Origin of the sequence: Flavonifractor sp. HCP28S3_F3 (assembly GCF_052065355.1) — a bacterium.
In the GTDB taxonomy this organism is placed as follows: Bacteria; Bacillota; Clostridia; order Oscillospirales; family Oscillospiraceae; genus Flavonifractor.
Genome location: NZ_JBQHUF010000004.1, coordinates 58,419 through 76,612 on the forward strand (window position 1 = coordinate 58,419; position 18,194 = coordinate 76,612).

General features: G+C 62.7%; 3 protein-coding genes. All 3 read right to left on the reverse strand.

Features of this window, described 5'->3' with window-relative positions:
• Window positions 1-10: 10 nt before the first annotated feature.
• Entirely contained in the window at window positions 11-13,048 is a 13,038-nt protein-coding gene (locus ACTNB1_RS05585; RefSeq protein ID WP_441168275.1) for an InlB B-repeat-containing protein, read from the reverse strand.
• A 119-nt stretch (window positions 13,049-13,167) separates the two neighbouring features.
• A complete protein-coding gene (locus ACTNB1_RS05590; protein WP_441168276.1) occupies window positions 13,168-16,044 on the reverse strand; it encodes an S-layer homology domain-containing protein in 2,877 nt (958 codons plus the stop codon).
• A gap of 239 nt (window positions 16,045-16,283) precedes the next feature.
• Entirely contained in the window at window positions 16,284-18,155 is a 1,872-nt protein-coding gene (locus ACTNB1_RS05595) for an LTA synthase family protein (RefSeq protein ID WP_441168277.1), read from the reverse strand.
• Window positions 18,156-18,194 lie beyond the last annotated feature (39 nt).

An 18,194-nucleotide genomic window follows, 5' to 3' on the forward strand; every position in this document is an offset into this window, starting at 1 on the left:
AGCTTTTTTGTTATTCCGCTCTGCTCTCGCAGAACCGCTGGAGGAGGGCTGCCACCTCCGAGCGGGTGGCGGTGCCGGTGGGATCCAGCAGGCCGCCGTTCTTACCGGAAATCAGGCCTGTGCTTACTGCCCAGGTCATGCTTTCCACCGCCCAGTCAGAGGTCTGGGCTCCATCCGGATAGCCGGACAGGTCGCCCTCAGCCTTGGTGGTATCGCCCAGATAGCGGGCGTAGCGGTACAGGATCGCCGCCAGCTGCTCTCTGGTGATGTCGTCCTCCGGCCCAAACATTCCGTTTCCGTAGCCTTCCACGATGCCCTGAGCAGCCGCCCAGCGCACCGCCTGGGCATACCAGGCGTCCTCAGCCACGTCGGTAAAGACGGTGCCCGTGCCGGCGGGAGAGCCCTCCAGCCGCCAAAGGACGGTGGTGATCATGCCGCGGGTCAGGTGCTGATCCGGCGCGAACAGGGTATCGCTGATACCGGTCATCAGTTCCCGGACATAGACGTAGGAAACAGAGTCGTAGAACCAATCCTCCTCGCCTACATCGGTGAAGGGAAGCTCCACCGGCACAGGCGCAAAGCTGACCGCCACGGTCACCTTGCCCTCCGGCATGGTAAAGCGGTAGGTGTCGCCCTCCGCCGTCAGGTTCAGGCGCTTGCCGCTGCCGTCAGTGACGGTGATGGCGTCCAGGGTGTAGCCCTGGTCGGGCTTGACGGTAAGGGTGACGGTCTGACCCGCCTCCGCCGTGGTGGAGTCCGCTGTGATGGTGCCGTTCTCCACAGTCTCGGGCAGCTCCACGGGGTACTTCTTCGTGACCACGCCGCCGCCACCGCCGCCGCTGGGTCCGGTGGGTTCGCCGCCGGTGGCCGGGATCACCCGGTACACGGTCTCGTGGCACTGTTCACATACGGCCATCTCCAGGCCGTCCTCCGTCTCGGTGGCAGGTGTCACCACGGTGAACTGGCCCAGGATATGATCGCACAGCTCCATGACCACGTAGGTGGAGCAGTGGTTGGTGGTGAAGCTCACCTGGCCGTCCTGGTACTGGCAGGGGCCGACCCACATCTTTCCGTCAGGACCGGCCCAGCAGGCCTGGAAGCTGCTGTGCTCCCACTTCCGGGTGTACGGCAGCGTAACCTGGATGCTGCCCACGCTGTTGCGCTCCTCCGGCAGCAGGTCGCCGCCCAATTCATCCCGGATGGTGATGTCCACGACGATGGAGGTGTCGTCCTCCACATAGTCCCGGACCAGCTCCGCCACCGCTTCATCCAGACTGCTGCCGCTCAGCTGGGCCTCGGAATCCAGAATGGCGATGTTGATTCGGATCTCGGCGTCCAGCTGCTCATCCAGACCGGCCAGGATGTCCTTGATGGCCGCAGCGTCAATGTGCATACTGGCGGAACCGTTGTCGATGGTCACTTCCTGCTCTTCCTTGGGCTCCTCCACCCAGGTCTCCGACCGGGCGGCATCGCAGTACAGACAGTGGTAGACCCGGGTGGTCACACCGTCCGCAGTGGTCTCCTCAGGCTCGTCGCTGAAGGTATGGCCGGTGGCCGGGACCCAGCTGTCCACATAGCTGTCGCCGCAGGCCGCGCAGATGTGGGTGGTATAGCCCTTGGCGGTACAGGTGGGATCGGTCACCTGCTCTTCATAGGTGTGGCCGGTGGCGGGCACCGTCTCCTGCTTCACAAGGATCGCGCCGCAGGCCGAGCAGTGGCTGCCGGCCGTCAGGCCCTCCGTGGTGCAGTCTGCCGCCACCGCCGGATCCTCCACAACGGTGTGTCCGACGGCTTCGCCCACCGCCATGGAGTAGCTGTCGCCGCAGCGGGAGCAGGTGTAGATATCCAGCTGGGAGTTCTCACAGCCGGCCTCAATGGTGTCGGTCAGCTGATAGTCGTGGCCCAAAGCCGGGATGGAGCGCTCCTCCACCAGCAGGCCGCAGGCGCTGCACTTGCGGGCCTGGGTACCGGCGCCGGTGCAGGAGGCCTCCTGGATGGTGATCCACTCGCCCAGCTCGGTGTGGCCGGTAGCGGGGATCAGCTCGGTCTTGGTGGCGCCGCAGCTCCGGCAGGTATACACCCGGCTGCCGGCGGTCACACAGGTGGCCTTCTCGTCTGTAACGCCCTCGTCCCACTCGTGGGTGTGGATCACGGGGACATCCTTGCTCCAGCGGGCGGTCAGGACCAGATCCTCCGCCGGCATGGTGGCCGGAAGCTCGGGATACCAGCCGTTGAACATATAACCGGTCCGCGTGGGAGCGGCGGGGGCCTGAATGGCCGCGCCGTAGTCGGCGGTAATGGGCTCCACAGTGGTGGCGCCCTCGCCGGTCACGAAGGTGATGGTATACTGCTTCACTGTCCACTTGGCGTACAGCGTGAAGCTTCCGGCAGGCATGGTGGTGAACACGTAGGGCTCGCCGGTGCAGGCGGCGTCAGTGTACCAGCCGCCGAAGGTGTACCCTGTGCGGGTAGGCTCCGCGGGGGCGGACACCGGCTGGCCGTAGTCGGCTGCGATGCTCTCCACCGCGCTGCCGCCCTGGCTGTCAAACTGAATGGTGTACTGGCCCGCCTGCCACTTGGCGTACAGCGTCAGGTTCTCCGCAGGCATGGTGGTAAAGGTGTAGGGCGTGCCGCTGTAATCCGGCTCAGCATACCAGCCCACGAAGGCGTACCCCTCCCGGGCGGGAGCGGCGGGAGCCTGAACGGCCGCGCCGTAGTCGGCGGTAATGGGCTCCACAGCGGTGGCGCCCTCGCCGGTCACGAAGGTGATGGTGTACTGCTTTACCGTCCACTTGGCGTACAGCTCCAGGTCGGTCTCCGGCACAACGGTGAACACATAGGGCTCGCCGGTGCAGCTCTCCTCGGTGTACCAGCCGCCGAATTCAAAGCCGGTGCGGGTGGGCTCGGCAGGGGCGGACAGGCTGTCGCCCGCCAGGCCCTGAAGCACGGTGGAATTGCCGCTGCCGTCGTTCCAGTGGCAGGTCACGGAGATCACCTGGGCAGTCAGGGGCAGGGTGGCGGCAGTGTCGTCGCTTCCATCCGTCAGCGTGCTGCCGGCGGGGACCTCCAGGTAGCCGTCCTCAACCTGGGAGGCGGCCATCACCTTATCACAGAAGGTCCCGGTGGTATCGGCCTGCCAATCGCCCAGGACCAGCAGGCGGTTGCCGTCCAGCTCCACCAGCATGTCGTCGAACTGCTTCAGGATGTCCTTGAGCTGCGCCAGCTTCTCGTCGTACCCGGAAACCAGGCTGTTGGAGATGATCAGGCTGTACATCATCGGGTCGGAGGCGTTCTGATACAGCTTGTCCGCCTGGGTGTAGATCTCACCCACCACGGTCCGGATGCCGCCGTAGCTGCTGCACAGGAAGGCCAACTGCTCGGCTTCCCCTGCAACAGGCGCAAACTGGTCGTGGTACGCCTCCAGCTGGCCGATCAGGCCAGTGTCGCCGCTGCCGGTGACATAGCTGCCGCCCATGGCGGCGATGGCGTCCTTCATGTTGGTGATGATCGGGCCAACACCAAAGAGGCTGATGAGCAGCGCGTTGTTGGGATCGCTCTCCAGCGCCACGATCTGCTCATAAGTATCCCGCAGCAGGTTCTTGGCCGTCTGGCTCTGCCCATACAGCTGGCTCTCCAGATCGGCAAACTGCCGGACCTGGGCCAGCGTGCCCTGAGCCACGGCCAGAGGCAGATTGACGATCTGCTCCATCTCCCGGCCGCTGAAGCTCAGCTGACCCTGGAACCGGATGGTGCAGTTCTGCGCACCGCCGTCAGCGGGCAGGGCGGCACGGAAGGTGCCGTCGGCCTGCTGGGTAAATTCGGCGGACTGGCTGCCGTTTTCCAGCAGGACGGGGACCCAGCGGCTGGCAAAGGCCAGCTCCGCCATCTCAGGCACCGTGACGGTGACTTCCAGCATTCCGTCGCGGAAGGCATAGCTGGTCTCCACCTGGCTGCTCTGGAATTTGGGGATCACGATCCGCTCGCGGCGGACGGTGAGCATCTGACCCAGCTCTTCCACAGCCTCAGGCAGATCGCCCTCCCGCAGCTGGGCGGAGAAGTCCTGCTCCGGCAGCGTCAGGCTGGTGCCGGGCACCAGCAGCGTATCGTCGCTGTACAGGTCGTTGGCCAGGCCCAGGAGCACGGCGGAGTGAAGCTGGATCTGACCGCCGCCCAGCTGGCTGCCGCGGGAACCGTTGTTGATGCCGTAGATACCGGCCAGCACACTGTCGTACACGGTCAGGTTGCCGTTGTTGTGCACATCGGCGCCGCTGCCGTTGTAGATCACCGTGCCGTTTTTCTCCACACTGTCGCCCCGGCAGAGCATGTTGCGCAGCACCGTGGTGCCGCCGTCCACCAGCAGGGCGGGCTGGCCCTGATCGGAGCCGGCCGTCAGCGTGCCGTTTTGGATGGTAACGGTCTGGCCCGCCCCCGGCATGCTGGTGATCACCGGCTCACCGGCCAAGCCGGTGATCACGGCGCCGCCCAGATCCAGGGTGATGGGCTTGTCGATGACAACGGAGGTGGTAAAGTCTCCCCCTGTCCAGGTGACGGTGCTGCCGGCCTCGGCTTCGTCGATCAGCTTCTGAAGGGCAGAATCCTTCACCCAAACCGCCGTCAGCACCAGGTTGGTGTCGGGCATCGGCGTGCTGAAGTCGTAAGGCTGACCGTCCAGCGTCCAGCCCTGGAAGAAGTAGCCGCTCTTGACCGGAGCCTGGGGCTCAGGCACCAGGGTGCCGTAGTCCACCATCAGGTCCGCAAGCTCTGTGCCGCCGTCGGTCTCGAAGCTCACCCGGTACTGGTTGAGCACCCACTTGGCATACAGATCCAGGTTCTCCGCCGGCATGGTCTCAAAGACGTACCGCTCGCCGGACAGGTCCTCCTGGGTAAACCAGCCCAGGAAGGAGTGTCCCTTCAGGACGGGATAGTCCGGCTCCTTCACAGCCGTGCCGAACGCGCCGGAAATGGGCTCCACCGCGCTGCCGCCGTTGCTGTGGAAGGTAATGGTGACGCTGTTGACGGTCCACTTGGCGTACAAAGTGACGTTCCCGGCAGGCATCGTGGTAAAGGTATAGAGGTTCTCACAGGCTTCCTCGGTGTACCAGCCGGCGAAGGTGTAGCCGGCCCGGGTGGGCTCGTCGGGGGCGGACACCGCACTGCCGTAGTCGGCAACGATGGGCTCCACCGCGCTGCCCTCGCCGGTCACGAAGGTGATGGTATACTGGTTGACCGTCCACTTGGCATACAGGGTGGCGCTCTCCGCCGGCATGGCGGTCAGCTCCACTGCCTCGCCGGTGCAGTCCGGCTCCCTGTACCAGCCGCCGAAGGTGTAGCCGGTCTTTTCCGGGGCGGGCAGGGTGACGGGACTGCCGTAGCTGCCGGTAATGGGCTCCACGGCCGGTCCGCCAGCGCCGGTATCAAAGGTGAGGGTAACGCTGTTGGCCGTCCATTTGGCGTACAGCGTCAAGCCGTCCAGGGGCATGGTGGTAAAGACGTAGGGTTCCCCGGTGCAGTCCGGGTCGGTATACCAGCCGCCGAAGGTGCAGCCGGCCCGGGTGGGCTCGTCGGGGGCGGACACCGCGCTGCCGTAGTCGGCGGTGATGGGCTCCACCGCGCTGCCCTCGCCGGTCTCAAAGGTAATGGTGTAGCGGTTGGCTGTCCACTTGGCATAGAGGGTCAGGTTTTCCGCCGGCATGGTGGTGAATTCCACCGGCTGGCCGGACAATCCGCTGTCCCGATACCAGCCGCCGAAGGTATAGCCCGCGCGGGTCACGGTGGGCAGGGTGATGGGCGCGCCGTAGTCAGCCACGATGGAGGCAGCGTCGCTGCCGCCGTTGCTGTTGAATTGCAGGGTGTACTGGCCCGCCTGCCAGCCGGCATACAGGGTCAGGTCCTCCGCCGGCATGGTGGTGAAGGTATACACATTCTGGCAAGCCTCGTCGGTGAACCAGCCGGTGAAGGTGTAGCCCTCCCGGGTGGGATCGTCAGGCTTAGTCACGGCGGTGCCGTACTCCTGGGTGATGGGCGCGACCTGGGTGGCGCCCTCGCCGGTCACAAAGGTGATGGTAGATTGCTGCACCGTCCACTTGGGATAGACGGTAAGGGCCTGGGCGGGCATCACGGCATCCTCGCCCACCGCAGTCTCCAGGGTCTCGTCCAGATACCAGCCGCCGAAGGTGTAGCCCTCCTTCACGGGGGTGAAGGTGTTCAGCGTCTCCATCAGGGAGGCACCGAAGAGCACCTGCGCCGTATCCTCGCCGGCAGTCAGGGTAAACGCGGCCCGGTCGAAGTAGACCTTCAGCACGGTGGTGCTGTCGCCCGTCACTGTGGCGGTGAGCACGTTGTCCGCATGGTCCGCATCAAACAGGAAGCCGCTCAGATCAGGCATTCCCTCCGCCTCGGGCAGGGTCAGCTGTCCCTCCTGGACCAGCTGGATCTCCTGCCCGGCGTAGGCGGGCACGGTGACGGTGCCCAGGGAGGTGTAGGTGCCGCCGGTCAGGTCCGCGCCATAGAGCTCCAAGGTGTAGCTCACGGAGCCGGCCTCCCACACAGCGGTAAGCGCCGCGCCTTCCGCAGGCACAGTGTAGAGGTCCTTCAGGTCGTAGACATGCTCCCCGTCCGTCCAGCCGGTGTGGGTCCAGCCCGACGCCGTCAGGGTGGGCAGCGTGATCTGGGCCCCGGCGGGATAGCAGAGCGTCTGAACAGCCGGCTGGCCGTGGTCGCTGGTGAGCTCCACAGCGGCGTAGGTCATCTGACCGCTGCCCTGGGCGGACAGATACTGCTTGCCGTCCGCCTCATGGAGGGCATAGACCGCAGACGCATTGGCGGCAATGCCGGCCAGCAGGTTCTCCGCATAGGTCTTGCCGTTGTCCTGGGTCTTGTTCTGCTGGGCCAGGTTGACCTTACGCTGGGTGTTGGTGACGCTGAAGAAGCCGTTGACGGCCTGGAGCGCGGAATACAGCTCGTTGCCGTCGCTCTTCAGCACACTCATGGCGTCGTTCACGGCGCTGCCGTCAGCGGCGGTGACGCCGTCGCCGTCCAGGAACTCCCACAGGTACCGGCCGCTCTTGTTGAAGATGTACTTTCCGCTCAGGTAGTAGATGCTGGTCACGCTGTCCCAGGCGGCGGAGCTGGAGTAGGTGTACTCTCCGTTTCCGTTGTCCGCCTTGATGGCTTTCTGCACGGTGGTGGCGGTGTCCAGCAGGCTTTCGCCATTGGCGCCCCACCAGGCCTGCAGTTCCGCCAGTCCCGCGCCGGAATCGCACAGGCGCTTCAGCTCGGACACCTTGGCCTGGGCGGAGGTCACGATCGTCAGGTCCGCCGTCAGATGGTTATACCGGTCTTTGACGTACTTCTCCGCATAGGCATAATAGCCCGTTTTGGAGGCGGCCCCGTCCGTGGTAGAGGACTTGGCCCAGTAGAAGCCGTAATTGTCATGGGCGCCCTGGAACTTGACGCCGTTTTCGTCGCCGGTCAGCTTTTCCGCTTCGGCGGCGTAGCTGGTGTAGTTCTCATTAAAGCCCGCCAGGGAAAGGGGCGAATCCACATGCTCCGCATCCCGCTGGGTAAACGCCGCCTTCACCATCGAGGGCTCCAAATTGGCTTTCAGGGTGCTGATGGCAGACACCGCGGCATCCAGGTCCAGCATGCTGCACAGGGTGGTGAGGTAGCTCCGCATGTCGGCGGCCGCCTTGGTGCTGTACTCCGGGTCCTTCAGCCGGTCCAGCTTCTCCTGCCGCAGCGCGCTGGCGGCAACCTCCGCCGCCCAGTTCACAGACAGGGTATAGGCTCCCTCCGGCAGGTCGAGGACCGCTGTGCCGTCGGTAAATTCCGCCGTCTGAGCCTCCCCCTCCGCCGGAGTCATGGTAACGCTGACGGGGATCCAGCGGTAGCCGAAGGCCTTGTCCCCGCCCACGGTGACAGGCTCCGGCGCAGTGACCGTAAGCTGTCCGTCCGCCTGGGCGGTAACCAGCTCCGCGGCCGTCTCCAGGGCGGACTGATTCACCACGGTCAGCGCCTTGGTGCTGGTGTTAATCTTGAGCTGGGTATAGTTCGCGGCATCATCCGCGCTCCGGAAGGCGCCAATGCCGTCCAGGGTCATATTCTCCGTAGCGGGGATGCCGATCCGGATCTGGGTCACCGTGCCGGATACGCTTCCCGATCCCACGGCATTGTTGTAGGTGGCCAGGTTGGTGACGTACTTCCAGGCGCCGCCCACATTGACGTAAGCACTATGGGCGCTGTAGCTGCTGGCCGCCACCATGTTGTACGCCTTCCAGTTGGTGGTGCCGGAAATGCTCACGGGGGTGTCCAGCGTGCGGATGATATTCCCGGTCCCGGTGGAGGTCACCTTCATCTTGCCGTTTTCATAGGAAATGGTAATATTGTCCGGGTTGTCCGTGGACCATTTCGCCACCTCTTCCGGGTCACTCAGGTCAAAGTAGAAGTAAGGCGTGGCGGACTGCTCGAAAAAGTTTCCGGTAAAGCTCAGGTCGTTGACCGCCGTACCGTCGGACAGAGCCTGGGTATAGATTGCATCGCTGTCCATGGCCACGGCGTGCTCCTCCAGGCCCACCACGGTGTCGGCGTCCTGGAAGTCCTTCACGCTGGCTACATCGCCGGACAGGTAGCCGTCCTCCGCGGTAATGGTGCCGCCAGGCATGCTGCCGGTCACCTTGTTGTTGACAGCATACTCGCCGTACAGCTCACTGCTCCGGATGGTCAGGTCGGCCCCGTCGATCAGGTCCACGGCGCTGGACACATAGGTCTCCAGAGCCTGGCCGGTAAGCGCCGCGCCCTCCACCAGCACGCTGTCCAGAGTCACGCTGCCGCCCTCCGCCCGGACAGCGGCGGGATATTCGCCCTCCAGCGTGGTGAGCAGACCGGTGCCGCTGGTGGGCAGGTCGTCCGCGCTGGAGCTGATGGTGCCGTTGCAGATGGTCACATTGCCGCCCTGCACGTTGATGGCAGGCTGTCCGCCCACGGCAGTCAATGCGGCTCCGCCCAGGTCCAGCGTCAGGTCCTTATCAATGATCACGCTGTCCGTCAGATCTCCGCCGGTCCAGTACACCGTGCCGCCGGGCTGGGCCTCGTCGATCTCTTTTTGCAGCAGGTAGGGCAACACGGTAACTGTGAGGCGCTTCTCATAGTTCTGGTTCACCCCGGCCCGGAGGATCACATCCACCTTTTTGGCCTGGGTCAGACCATCCACCGTGCTGGCCGTGGCGGTAATGGTACCGTCTCCGTTATCGGTCACACGCAGCAGGTCGGGATCGGAGCTGGTAACCGTATAGTTCTTGCCGCCGGGGACGCTGCTGTTTTCCAGCCAATGGGAGTACGCCTGCGTGATCCCCGTGGTGTAATTCAGCGTCATGGACTGGCCCTGGTTCACGGTGCTCCGGCCGGAAGTGAGGGAGAATTGGCTGATAAAATGGTAGTAATACGCGGTGTCATTTCCCGTCAGGTCGCTGATCACCGCGCCAATGGTCCAGATGTTATAGGCGCTGTCCCACAGGTTGGGGAAGTCAAAGGTGATCCGGCCGCCGTTGCCCACCATGCGCTCCGGCACCTCGTCGCCGCCATAGCCCATCAGCTCACCCATGGTGAAGAAGTTGCCTTCCTCCCCTTCGTTCCGGGTGCCATAGAGCTGCAGCTGCACCGAACCCACAAAGTCGGGATCGTCAATGTCCACATAAGTACCGACGGGATCGGTGGTGAAGCCCATCTCGGTGACCTTGGCAGGGGTAATGTGGATCACGACCGGGAAATAGAAGCTGCTGCGCTGGTTGCCGCTTTCATCGTCTCCCGTACCCAGGCTGGCGGTGAGCTTGCCGATGACCATGGTGCCGTCGGCAAGCAGCGCGCCGCTGCTGTCGGTGCCGTCCCAGTAGAAGCGATAGGACAGATAGTCGCTGTGATCGCGCATAACGCTGGAGCCGCTGTCATAGTAGGACTTGTTGTAGTTTTCGCCGGTAATGGTGTTGTACACCGTGCCGGTGTCCACATACTGCTCCAGATTCTGATAGTCGTCCAGATTCTCCTTCGTGGTGCCCTCTTTCACGCCGTAGATGGTCATGGTCAGGTCCTTGGCGTTTCTCAGCAGGGACACGTCACAGAACAGGTCCTTATATACGCTCTCCTCCGCAGGATTGAACAGGTTCAGAGAGGGACGATAGTCATATGCGTACTCCGCCAGCTCCCTCTGATCCGCTTCGGTGTTGCTCGGCATGCCCAGAGGATCGGCCATCTCCATAATAATGAAATCATCCACAAGATCCCGCTTGGCGGTGGAAAAACCGTTGGAGGGATAAATGGGATTGTCCTCCAGCACGTCCATCCAGGTGCCTTCGTCCAGAATGGGAGCCTGCTCCCAGTCCCCGTAGAAGGCCAGGAAGGGGATGCTCAGGTCGGCGCCGTCGTCGCCGTCGGCGTCCAGCATCTGCACAAAGCCGTCCACATAGATGCCGTTGGGGTACTGCTCCAGGTAGCTCCGGTCGGCGTCGCCCAGGGTCAGGGTGACGGTAACAGTGGTGCTGCCGTTGGCAGGAACCGTAACGGTCCCATCGGCCACGTCATTGCCGGCATAGGACACGGTAACGCCGGTGAGCTCATAGGGCTCGTTGGACATGAAGTCCTCGGTGATGGTCTCAGTGGTGTACTTCTGCTGGGCCTCGTCCCAGTGGTAGGTCTGGTACTCCACCTGCTGATCCTTCAGGATCTTCTCCGTCAGGGCCGTGGTATCCAGGGTGTAGTGCTCGGCCTCACCGCTCAGGCTGTTGATGGTGAAGGTCATGGTATACACGCCGGTCTTACCGTCGTCGTCGCCCAGATCCAGCTTGGCAGAGTGGGCGCCCTCCACGGTGAGGAAGGCCTCGCCGGCAACAGCATTGGCAATGCTGGCCAGGCCCGCGCCCTGCTTCCGGGGCGAGTAGAAGGTGTCGTTGTTGGGGTCGGTGATGGGAGAGGCAGTGCTCATCATCAGGTTGGTGATCAGGTCGCTGAGCTTGCCGGGGTCCACCTGGCCGTCGGTGTTGATGTAGGCGGCAAACTTCTCCTGATTTTCATTGATGTACTGCTTTGCCAGAGCGGCCAGGCCGGCCATGTTGGGGGAGGCCATGGAGGTACCGCTCATATTGCCGTAGGTGCCGTTGTCCCGGGTGGAATAAATGTTGCCGCCGGGGGTGGTGATCTCCGGCTTCAGCTTCAGATCGCTGGTGACGCCCCAGGACGAGAAATCGGACATCTGGCCCGCACCCACGTTGGCCTCAGTGGAAATGGCCTTGGAAATGGTGATCGTGCCGGTTTTCTGGCTCTCCAGGAAATCACCGTCGGCTTTGGAAATGAACACGGAGGGGATCTTTACATCCAGATTTTCCGCCATGTTGGACAGAGAGCCCTCGGAATGGTCGGCCACGATCAGGCCGATGGCCCCCGCGTCCTGGGCCCGCTGAACGGTCTCGGTAAAGGTCTCGCCCCGGCGGACCACCACGAACTTGCCGGCGATGCCGCTGCTCTCGGCATACTGCTCAAAGTCGCCGGCGGTACCTGTGAGCATGGAGGTGCCGTCGGTGAGAATGGCGAACTGCTGATCCACCTCTTCCTGTCCCTCGGGGATCAGCTTCAGAATATTGCGGCTGTCCACGCTGGCATTGTTGGTAAAGGCGATCTTGCGGTCCCCCACCCACAGGAACTGGCCGCTGTAAGTGGTGTTAGCCACAGAGGCCACCGCCAGGGATTCATCGTAGCTGGCGGGAGAACCCACGATGCCGTTGTCCGGGTTGGAAGCCAGGCTCATGTCCCCATAGCGGTTGCCGTAGGCGGCGGTATACTCGTTGCCGGCAGAAGCGCACACCACCACACCGGCGGCGGAAAGGGTGGCAAACACCTCCGCCGTATTCTGCTCGGCGGCGGAGCTGCTGCTGGAGAAGCCGGCGGGAGAGCCCAGGCTCAGGTTGATCACATCGGCGCCCAGCAGAGCGGCGTCCTCCATAGCGGCCAGAATGTCAGACCACTGACCGGCCCGGTCCTTGCCGAAGGCCTTCATGATGATCAGCTGGGCTGCGGGAGCGGCGCCGGAGAAGGTGACCTTCCCCTCACCGTCCACCATGTAGCCGGCGGCAATGCCCGCCACATGGGTGCCGTGGTCGCCCTGGCTGTCGCCGGTATGGTCCGCAGGGAGCTTGCCGTCGTCGGCATAGTTGAAGGCAAACGGCACCTTCAGGCTCTTGTAGACGCTGTTTGCATCGGCGCCGGTCAGGCCGTTGATGCTCAGATTCTGCATGATGCCGGCCAGCACGGCTTTGGTGAGCCCGGCATTCTCCTCCGTCACCAGGCCGCCGGCATTCTGGAAGGCCTCGTGATCCAGGTCCAGGCCGGTGTCGATGACGGCGATGACGGTCCCCTCGCCCTTGTACTGGCTGCTGACGGCATTGACGCCGGTGGTCTCGTTGGAGCCGGACATGTTGGGACTTACCTCAGGGGCGTTGGTGGGGACCAGCTCATACGTCGGATCGATATAGACGCTGGCCACTCCATCCGCCTGGGCAATGGCATCCATGTCCAGGTAGTTGACCTCCGCGGCAATGCCGTTGAAGGCCAGATCATAGGTGTATTTTACATCCAGGTCCACCCCGGTCTCCGCGGCAATGGACTGGGCGGCAATCTGCTGCTCGTCCTCAGCGGAGAGAAGACCCAGTCCCGACTCGGCCGCTTCCTGAATGAGCGTTAGGCTGGACGGGTCGGCCTCCAAAGCCGACTGGCCTTCCAGCTCAATGATCACTCTGACCTTGGGATTGGTCTCTTCCAGCAGGTCCTCCAGCTTCACTTCGCCGGAGCGGAGCTGGCTTTTTTCCTCCTCAGTGAGCTGGTCTCCATAGCGGGCGATGTAGTTCTCCACCCGCTCCTGGTAGGGCAGCTCCTCTTCCTCTGTCGAGGCCGGCGACGCGCCCCCAGGCAAACTGACATCTGCGGCCCACGCAGTGGCCGGCAGCATGCCGGTCAGGATGCACAGCATCAGCAGCAGGGAAAGCGCGCGTCTCCACGTTTTGCTCATATGCGTGTTCTCCTTCTTTCCTCTGTAAAAAAGCGGCCAGGCCCGCTGCCCGCAGAATGTGGACAGCAGGCCTGGCCTTATAAATATCCGGTGGCCTTACGATCGGCCAACTGCTTTCATTACGGAGCGGTGTTCTCCAGCTCCAGGATCAGGGTAAAGGCGAAGTTGGTCCCGGCGCTTCCCAGGGTAATCTTGGGTGCAGTGGCCTCGTCGCTGAAGGTGCTCAGGCTCAGCTCGCCCAGGCCGTTGTCAAGAATGAAATCCGCCAGGGCCTGGCACAGTTCAGCGTTACCGGTGGCAGCGGTCAGGCCGCTCAGAGAATCCTTGTTCAGGGTGGCGCTGCCGATCTGAACGGTGGCACCCGCGGGGATACGGTCGATCACTGCCTTCATGGCGCTGCGCAGCTGCGCAATATACTGGTTGTCGTCGTAGTTGCTCACCAGCTCCAGCAGGGTGGGATTGGTGAGCGCGGTGGCCGCGTTGGACAGCTTAACGTCCCAGATGCCCTCCAGCGTCTTGGCCTTGGACACCTTTTCCAGCATGCCGGTCATGCTGTTGCCGGTCAGGACGCCGTCGATCTGCCCGTCGATGGCAGCCTGCATGGCGGCTTCCGCTTCGGCCTTGAACTCAGTGGGCTTGCTGCCCTGGGCACGCAGATAGTCGCAGATGGCGGCCAGCGCATAGCCCTGGATGGGATCGGCAGGATCCAGCTCCACGCCGATGTCGGCGCCGCTGGCCTCGATCAGACTCACAAAGTTCTCCGGATTCACATTGTTGCAGATGCCGGTCTCTCCGTCGCCGAACAGGATCAGCTTCACATAGCCTTCCGCATCATAGATGCCGGCTGCCTCAAGGGCCTTCTTCTGGTCCTCAGACATGTCATCATACATGGCGGCCAGCTGTGCGCGCAGAGTGTCGTCGGCAAACACACCGGCGTCATCGCCGATGACCGCGATCAGAGCGTACAGGTCGCTGTTGTCGGGGGCAGCGGCGGTATCCTCTTCCCAGTAGCGCTGGAACAGGAAGCTGTCCCGGATGGCCGCGCCGGAGAGGTTGTTGGTGGTGACCCAGCTGTCCACGGCACCCTCCAGCATGGCGCTGGCCTCGTCCTCGGTCTTGCCCAGCTGAGTGAGCAGGCTCTTATAGCTGTCCAGGCTGACGCCGGCCAGAGCCTCGTTCAGAAGGGTATCCAGCCGGGTCTGAACGGCGGGATTGTCCAGGGCGGCGTTCACCAGGTCATCAACAGACTGGGTGTATGCGTCCTGCATCTCGGAGGAGATGGTGGCCTTCAGATAGTAGCCATTGTCCGGATCCAGCTTGTAGGAGAGGTAGTCGCTCTGAGCGTCCAGCACAAACTTCACCGTGTAATCGGTGGGGAAGGCGCCCTCGCCGGTATAAGAAGCCTCAATGCCGGCCACCGGTGCAAAGGCGGCCTTCACACTGGTCTGGGCATCAAAGTGGTTGGTGTAGTCCGCGCTGTCGGCAGAGTTGAGCAGGTTGCGGGCGATCTGGGCCGCCGCCTGCATTGCGTCGTTTTTGGTGATGGCGCCCACGTTCAGGGGCATGCTGCTGCCGTTTTCAAAGGTGAGGGTCAGGCCGGTAATGCAGTCGCCGCCGTTGTAGTTGCGGAAGGTCTCCTTGAACTCCTGCATGGCCTGAGCCAGGTAGGACTGCGCGGCCTCCTGGATCTCACCCACCATCTGGTCCAGCTGATCCGTGGTCAGCTCAATGCCCAGCTGCTCGGCCACAGCCTTGATGATCTCCTTCAGATCCGTGGGCGTGACATCGCCGCTCAACACAGGGGTGACCAGGGACACAGAGTAGCGCACCACGTTGAGCACGGTGTTCTCCGTCAGGTCGGCCTGAGCGGTCAGGGTAACGGTGCGGGCTCCCTCCTCCATGGAGGTCATGTTTTCCGTCGTCAGGGAGATGTTCAGGGTGTCCTCAATGGCCAGCCCCGCGCCCTCAGCGGTATCCTTCGCGCTCCCCAGCACGGAGTTGACGGTGTCCACATACCCATTGGCCCAATCGGCCGCCGCGGTCACCGCACGGACGATGTAATCCTCGTTCATGCTCCACTGGGCGTATACGGTCATGTTGGAGGACACGGTCAGCGCATAGTCGGCAGCATAGGAAGTGCCGCTGCCGTCCGCCGCGGTGTTCCAGCCGGTAAAGTTATAGCCAGGACGGGTGAGGCCGCTCAGCTTGTAGGTGCTGCCGCTGGACACTTTTACTTGCACCACAGAGGCGCCCTCATAGTTGGGGTCCATGGTCAGGGTGTATTGGGTGGCCCCGCCGCCGCCGGTGCTGCCACCACCGCCGCCGGTGTTGCCGCCGGTTTCCTCGGTGGTCAGCAGGGACAGACGATAGATCACAGCGGCCACTTCCGCACGGCTGGCGTAGTCCTTGGGCTTGAAGCTGCCGTCCCCGGTGCCCTGCACCAGGCCATAGGCCACACAGCGCTCCACAGCCTCCTTGGCATAGCTGCTGATCTGGTCTGCGTCGGGGAACTCGATGGGATCAGCGTCCTTCTTAAAGGTCTTCTTCTCGCTGGTCTCCAGGTAGCTGATAAACCGGGCCATGGTCACGCACATGTCCTCCCGGGTGATCTCCTTCTCCGGGCTGAACTTGTTGCCGCCAACGCCGTTTACTATGCCGTTCTCCACAGCCCAGTCCACCGCAGCGGTGTACCAGGTGTTGGCCGGCACGTCATCAAAAGGCGCCTTCTCCCCATCCCCAGTCTTGCCCGCTACCCGCGATACGGCGGTCACGAACATGGCACGGGTCATGGTAAGCTCCGGGGAAAAAGTCGTCCCGCTGGTGCCCTGGAAATATTCCTTTTCCGCGACATAGTCCACGTAGGAATAGTACCAGCTGTCTGCCTTGACATCGTCAAACTGCTCTGCGCCTGCGGCGAAAGCACTGATCGGCAGCAAGGTAAACAGCATGGTGAGCGTCAGCATCAGGCTAAGCACCCGAGCTTTCATTGTTCGCATCTCTTCACATCCTTTTCATTTTCTCTGCCGGAACCGCGGCGGCAAATCGGAATTCAAATACAGGCGGAGACGCGCTCACCACCCGCTCCTTGCCCCCCGCAAATCCCTTAGTACGTAATGTTGTAGCACTAAGCATTATGAGTTTCAACATTTTCCAACCCAATAAAAAGATGTAATTTATGGTGGTTAAAAAAGGAAACGGCGCCAAATATACGGCGCCGTTTCCTTTTGGGCTTATTTTATTGTGCTAAACTGAAAAAGTCCTCAATTCGGTTGGATTTATCAAAGATATTGTTGTACAGCAGGATCTGGTAGCCGGAGATGGCCTCCGCCAGATCGGCGGGCAGAGCCTCGTTCTCCCCGTACCAGTTGCCGTCGGCATCCCGCACGCCCACGGTGTTGATGACCGGGGCCACCTCCCACAGGTCCAGCAGGTATTTCTGATAGCCGGTCATGGGCAGGTTGGCGGTATCCATCAGCAGAGCGGACAGGTAGTTGAGGGAGAGCTCCACGCCCTCCGCCTCCGGGATGTCGTAGTTGGCCCACAGCAGGAAGGGGGTCATCTGCTTTTTCTGGGCCAGGCCGGTGGGCGGGTCGATGCCCAGCACGTCGGTGTAGAAGTTGGTGGCCACCTGAGGCTGGTGGTCGCCGAACATCAGGATCATGGTGGGCTCATCCACCTGGGAGAAGTAGGCGATCAACTCTTCAAAGGCCTGGTCGCTCTGGTAGACTAGGGATAAGTACTGATTCACCGTCTGGAACCGGCCCTCCAGCTCCCCGGTGAGCCACACCTCCCGGGGCAGGTTGTCCCAGGACATCTGGTAGCCGGAGTGGTTCTGCATGGTGACGTTGAAGAGGAACAGGGGCGTCCCCTCCTCCTTCTCCTCATACATGCGGATCAGGTTTTCATAGTTGCACCGGTCGGTGACGTATCCCGTCTTGGAGTCCCCCCGCATGTACTCCCGGTCCTGGAAGTCGCTCTCGAAGTACACCTCGTCAAAGCCGAAGTTGCTGTACACCGACGGCCGGTTCCAGCCGGAGGAGCGGTAGGGGTGGGCGGCGATGGTGTGATAGCCCAGATCGGACATCTGGCTCACCAGAGTGGGGTCCCCGTCGGAGACGTACATCTGATAGGGCACCGTGCCGGCGGGGAGATAGGCGGTGGTGTTGCCGGTGAGGAACTCATACTCCGAGTTGGCGGTGGTGCCGCCGAACACGGAGGAGTAGGCGTAGCCCTTGATGGTGTTCTCGGTGAGGGAGCGGATGAAGGGCATGGCGTCCTGGTTGGTCTCCACGTCCGGCAGGACGGAGAGGTCGGAGAAGGACTCGTTCATGATGACAATGACATTCACCGGGCGGGTGGTGCCGTCCGGGTCCACCACTGTGACGGAGGTCCCATCGGAGGAAGTGCCCTCCGTCAGGTGCTCCAGGCTCTCCTGGGAGTAGCCCTCCGGTTTCTCCACCCGCATGTACTTGAGGCACACGGTGAAGTTGAGGGCCAGGCCGTTGCCTCTCGTGGTCCACATGGAGGGCTCAATGCCCTGGTTTTCCACAAAGCCGGTGCCGAAGAACACCGCCAGCACCACCCCGGCCACCCCCACCGTCGGCAGAAACCGCCGCCAGGTGAAGGGGATGCGGTCCTCCTTGGGCAGCAGGGACATGGCCAGCAGGGCCAGCAGCAGAATGAGCAGAGAGGTGAGCTGCATCTGGTCCAGGGAGTAGTCGTAGTTCCCCGCCACATTCACCGCCGTACCCAGGGTGAGGAAGTCCCCGGGAAATAGGGTACGGCCCCGGAAGGAGATCAGGTAGTGGTTGGCCAGGCCGAAGCCCCAGGCGATGCCCAGAGCCCACTTGGCCGCCGACACCCGGCGGCCCCGGGCGAAGTAGAAGATGGCCTCCAGCAGATAGTACCAGATCAGGTTGAGGCCGATCTGCACCGCGGAAAAGTCGTGCCAGGGGTCGTTATAGTTCAGGTACTCCACCAGGGTGAAGGCCAGCAGGGGTGCCACCACCAGCAGTCCCCGGCCCACCCAGCGGTATTTCGTCTCCGACAAAGCCAGCTTGGGCCAGCGGAGCCTGCGTTTTTCCTTTGCCTCAATGAAATTTGCCATGTTCTTACGCTGCCTTTACGGAAAGTTGATGATTGCTAT

Coding starts and splice junctions, on each gene's coding strand:
- ACTNB1_RS05590 (WP_441168276.1), bottom strand. CDS start 16,044: ATGCGAACAATGAAAGCTCGGGTGCTTAGCCTGATGCTGACGCTCACC.
- ACTNB1_RS05585 (WP_441168275.1), bottom strand. CDS start 13,048: ATGAGCAAAACGTGGAGACGCGCGCTTTCCCTGCTGCTGATGCTGTGC.
- ACTNB1_RS05595 (WP_441168277.1), bottom strand. CDS start 18,155: ATGGCAAATTTCATTGAGGCAAAGGAAAAACGCAGGCTCCGCTGGCCC.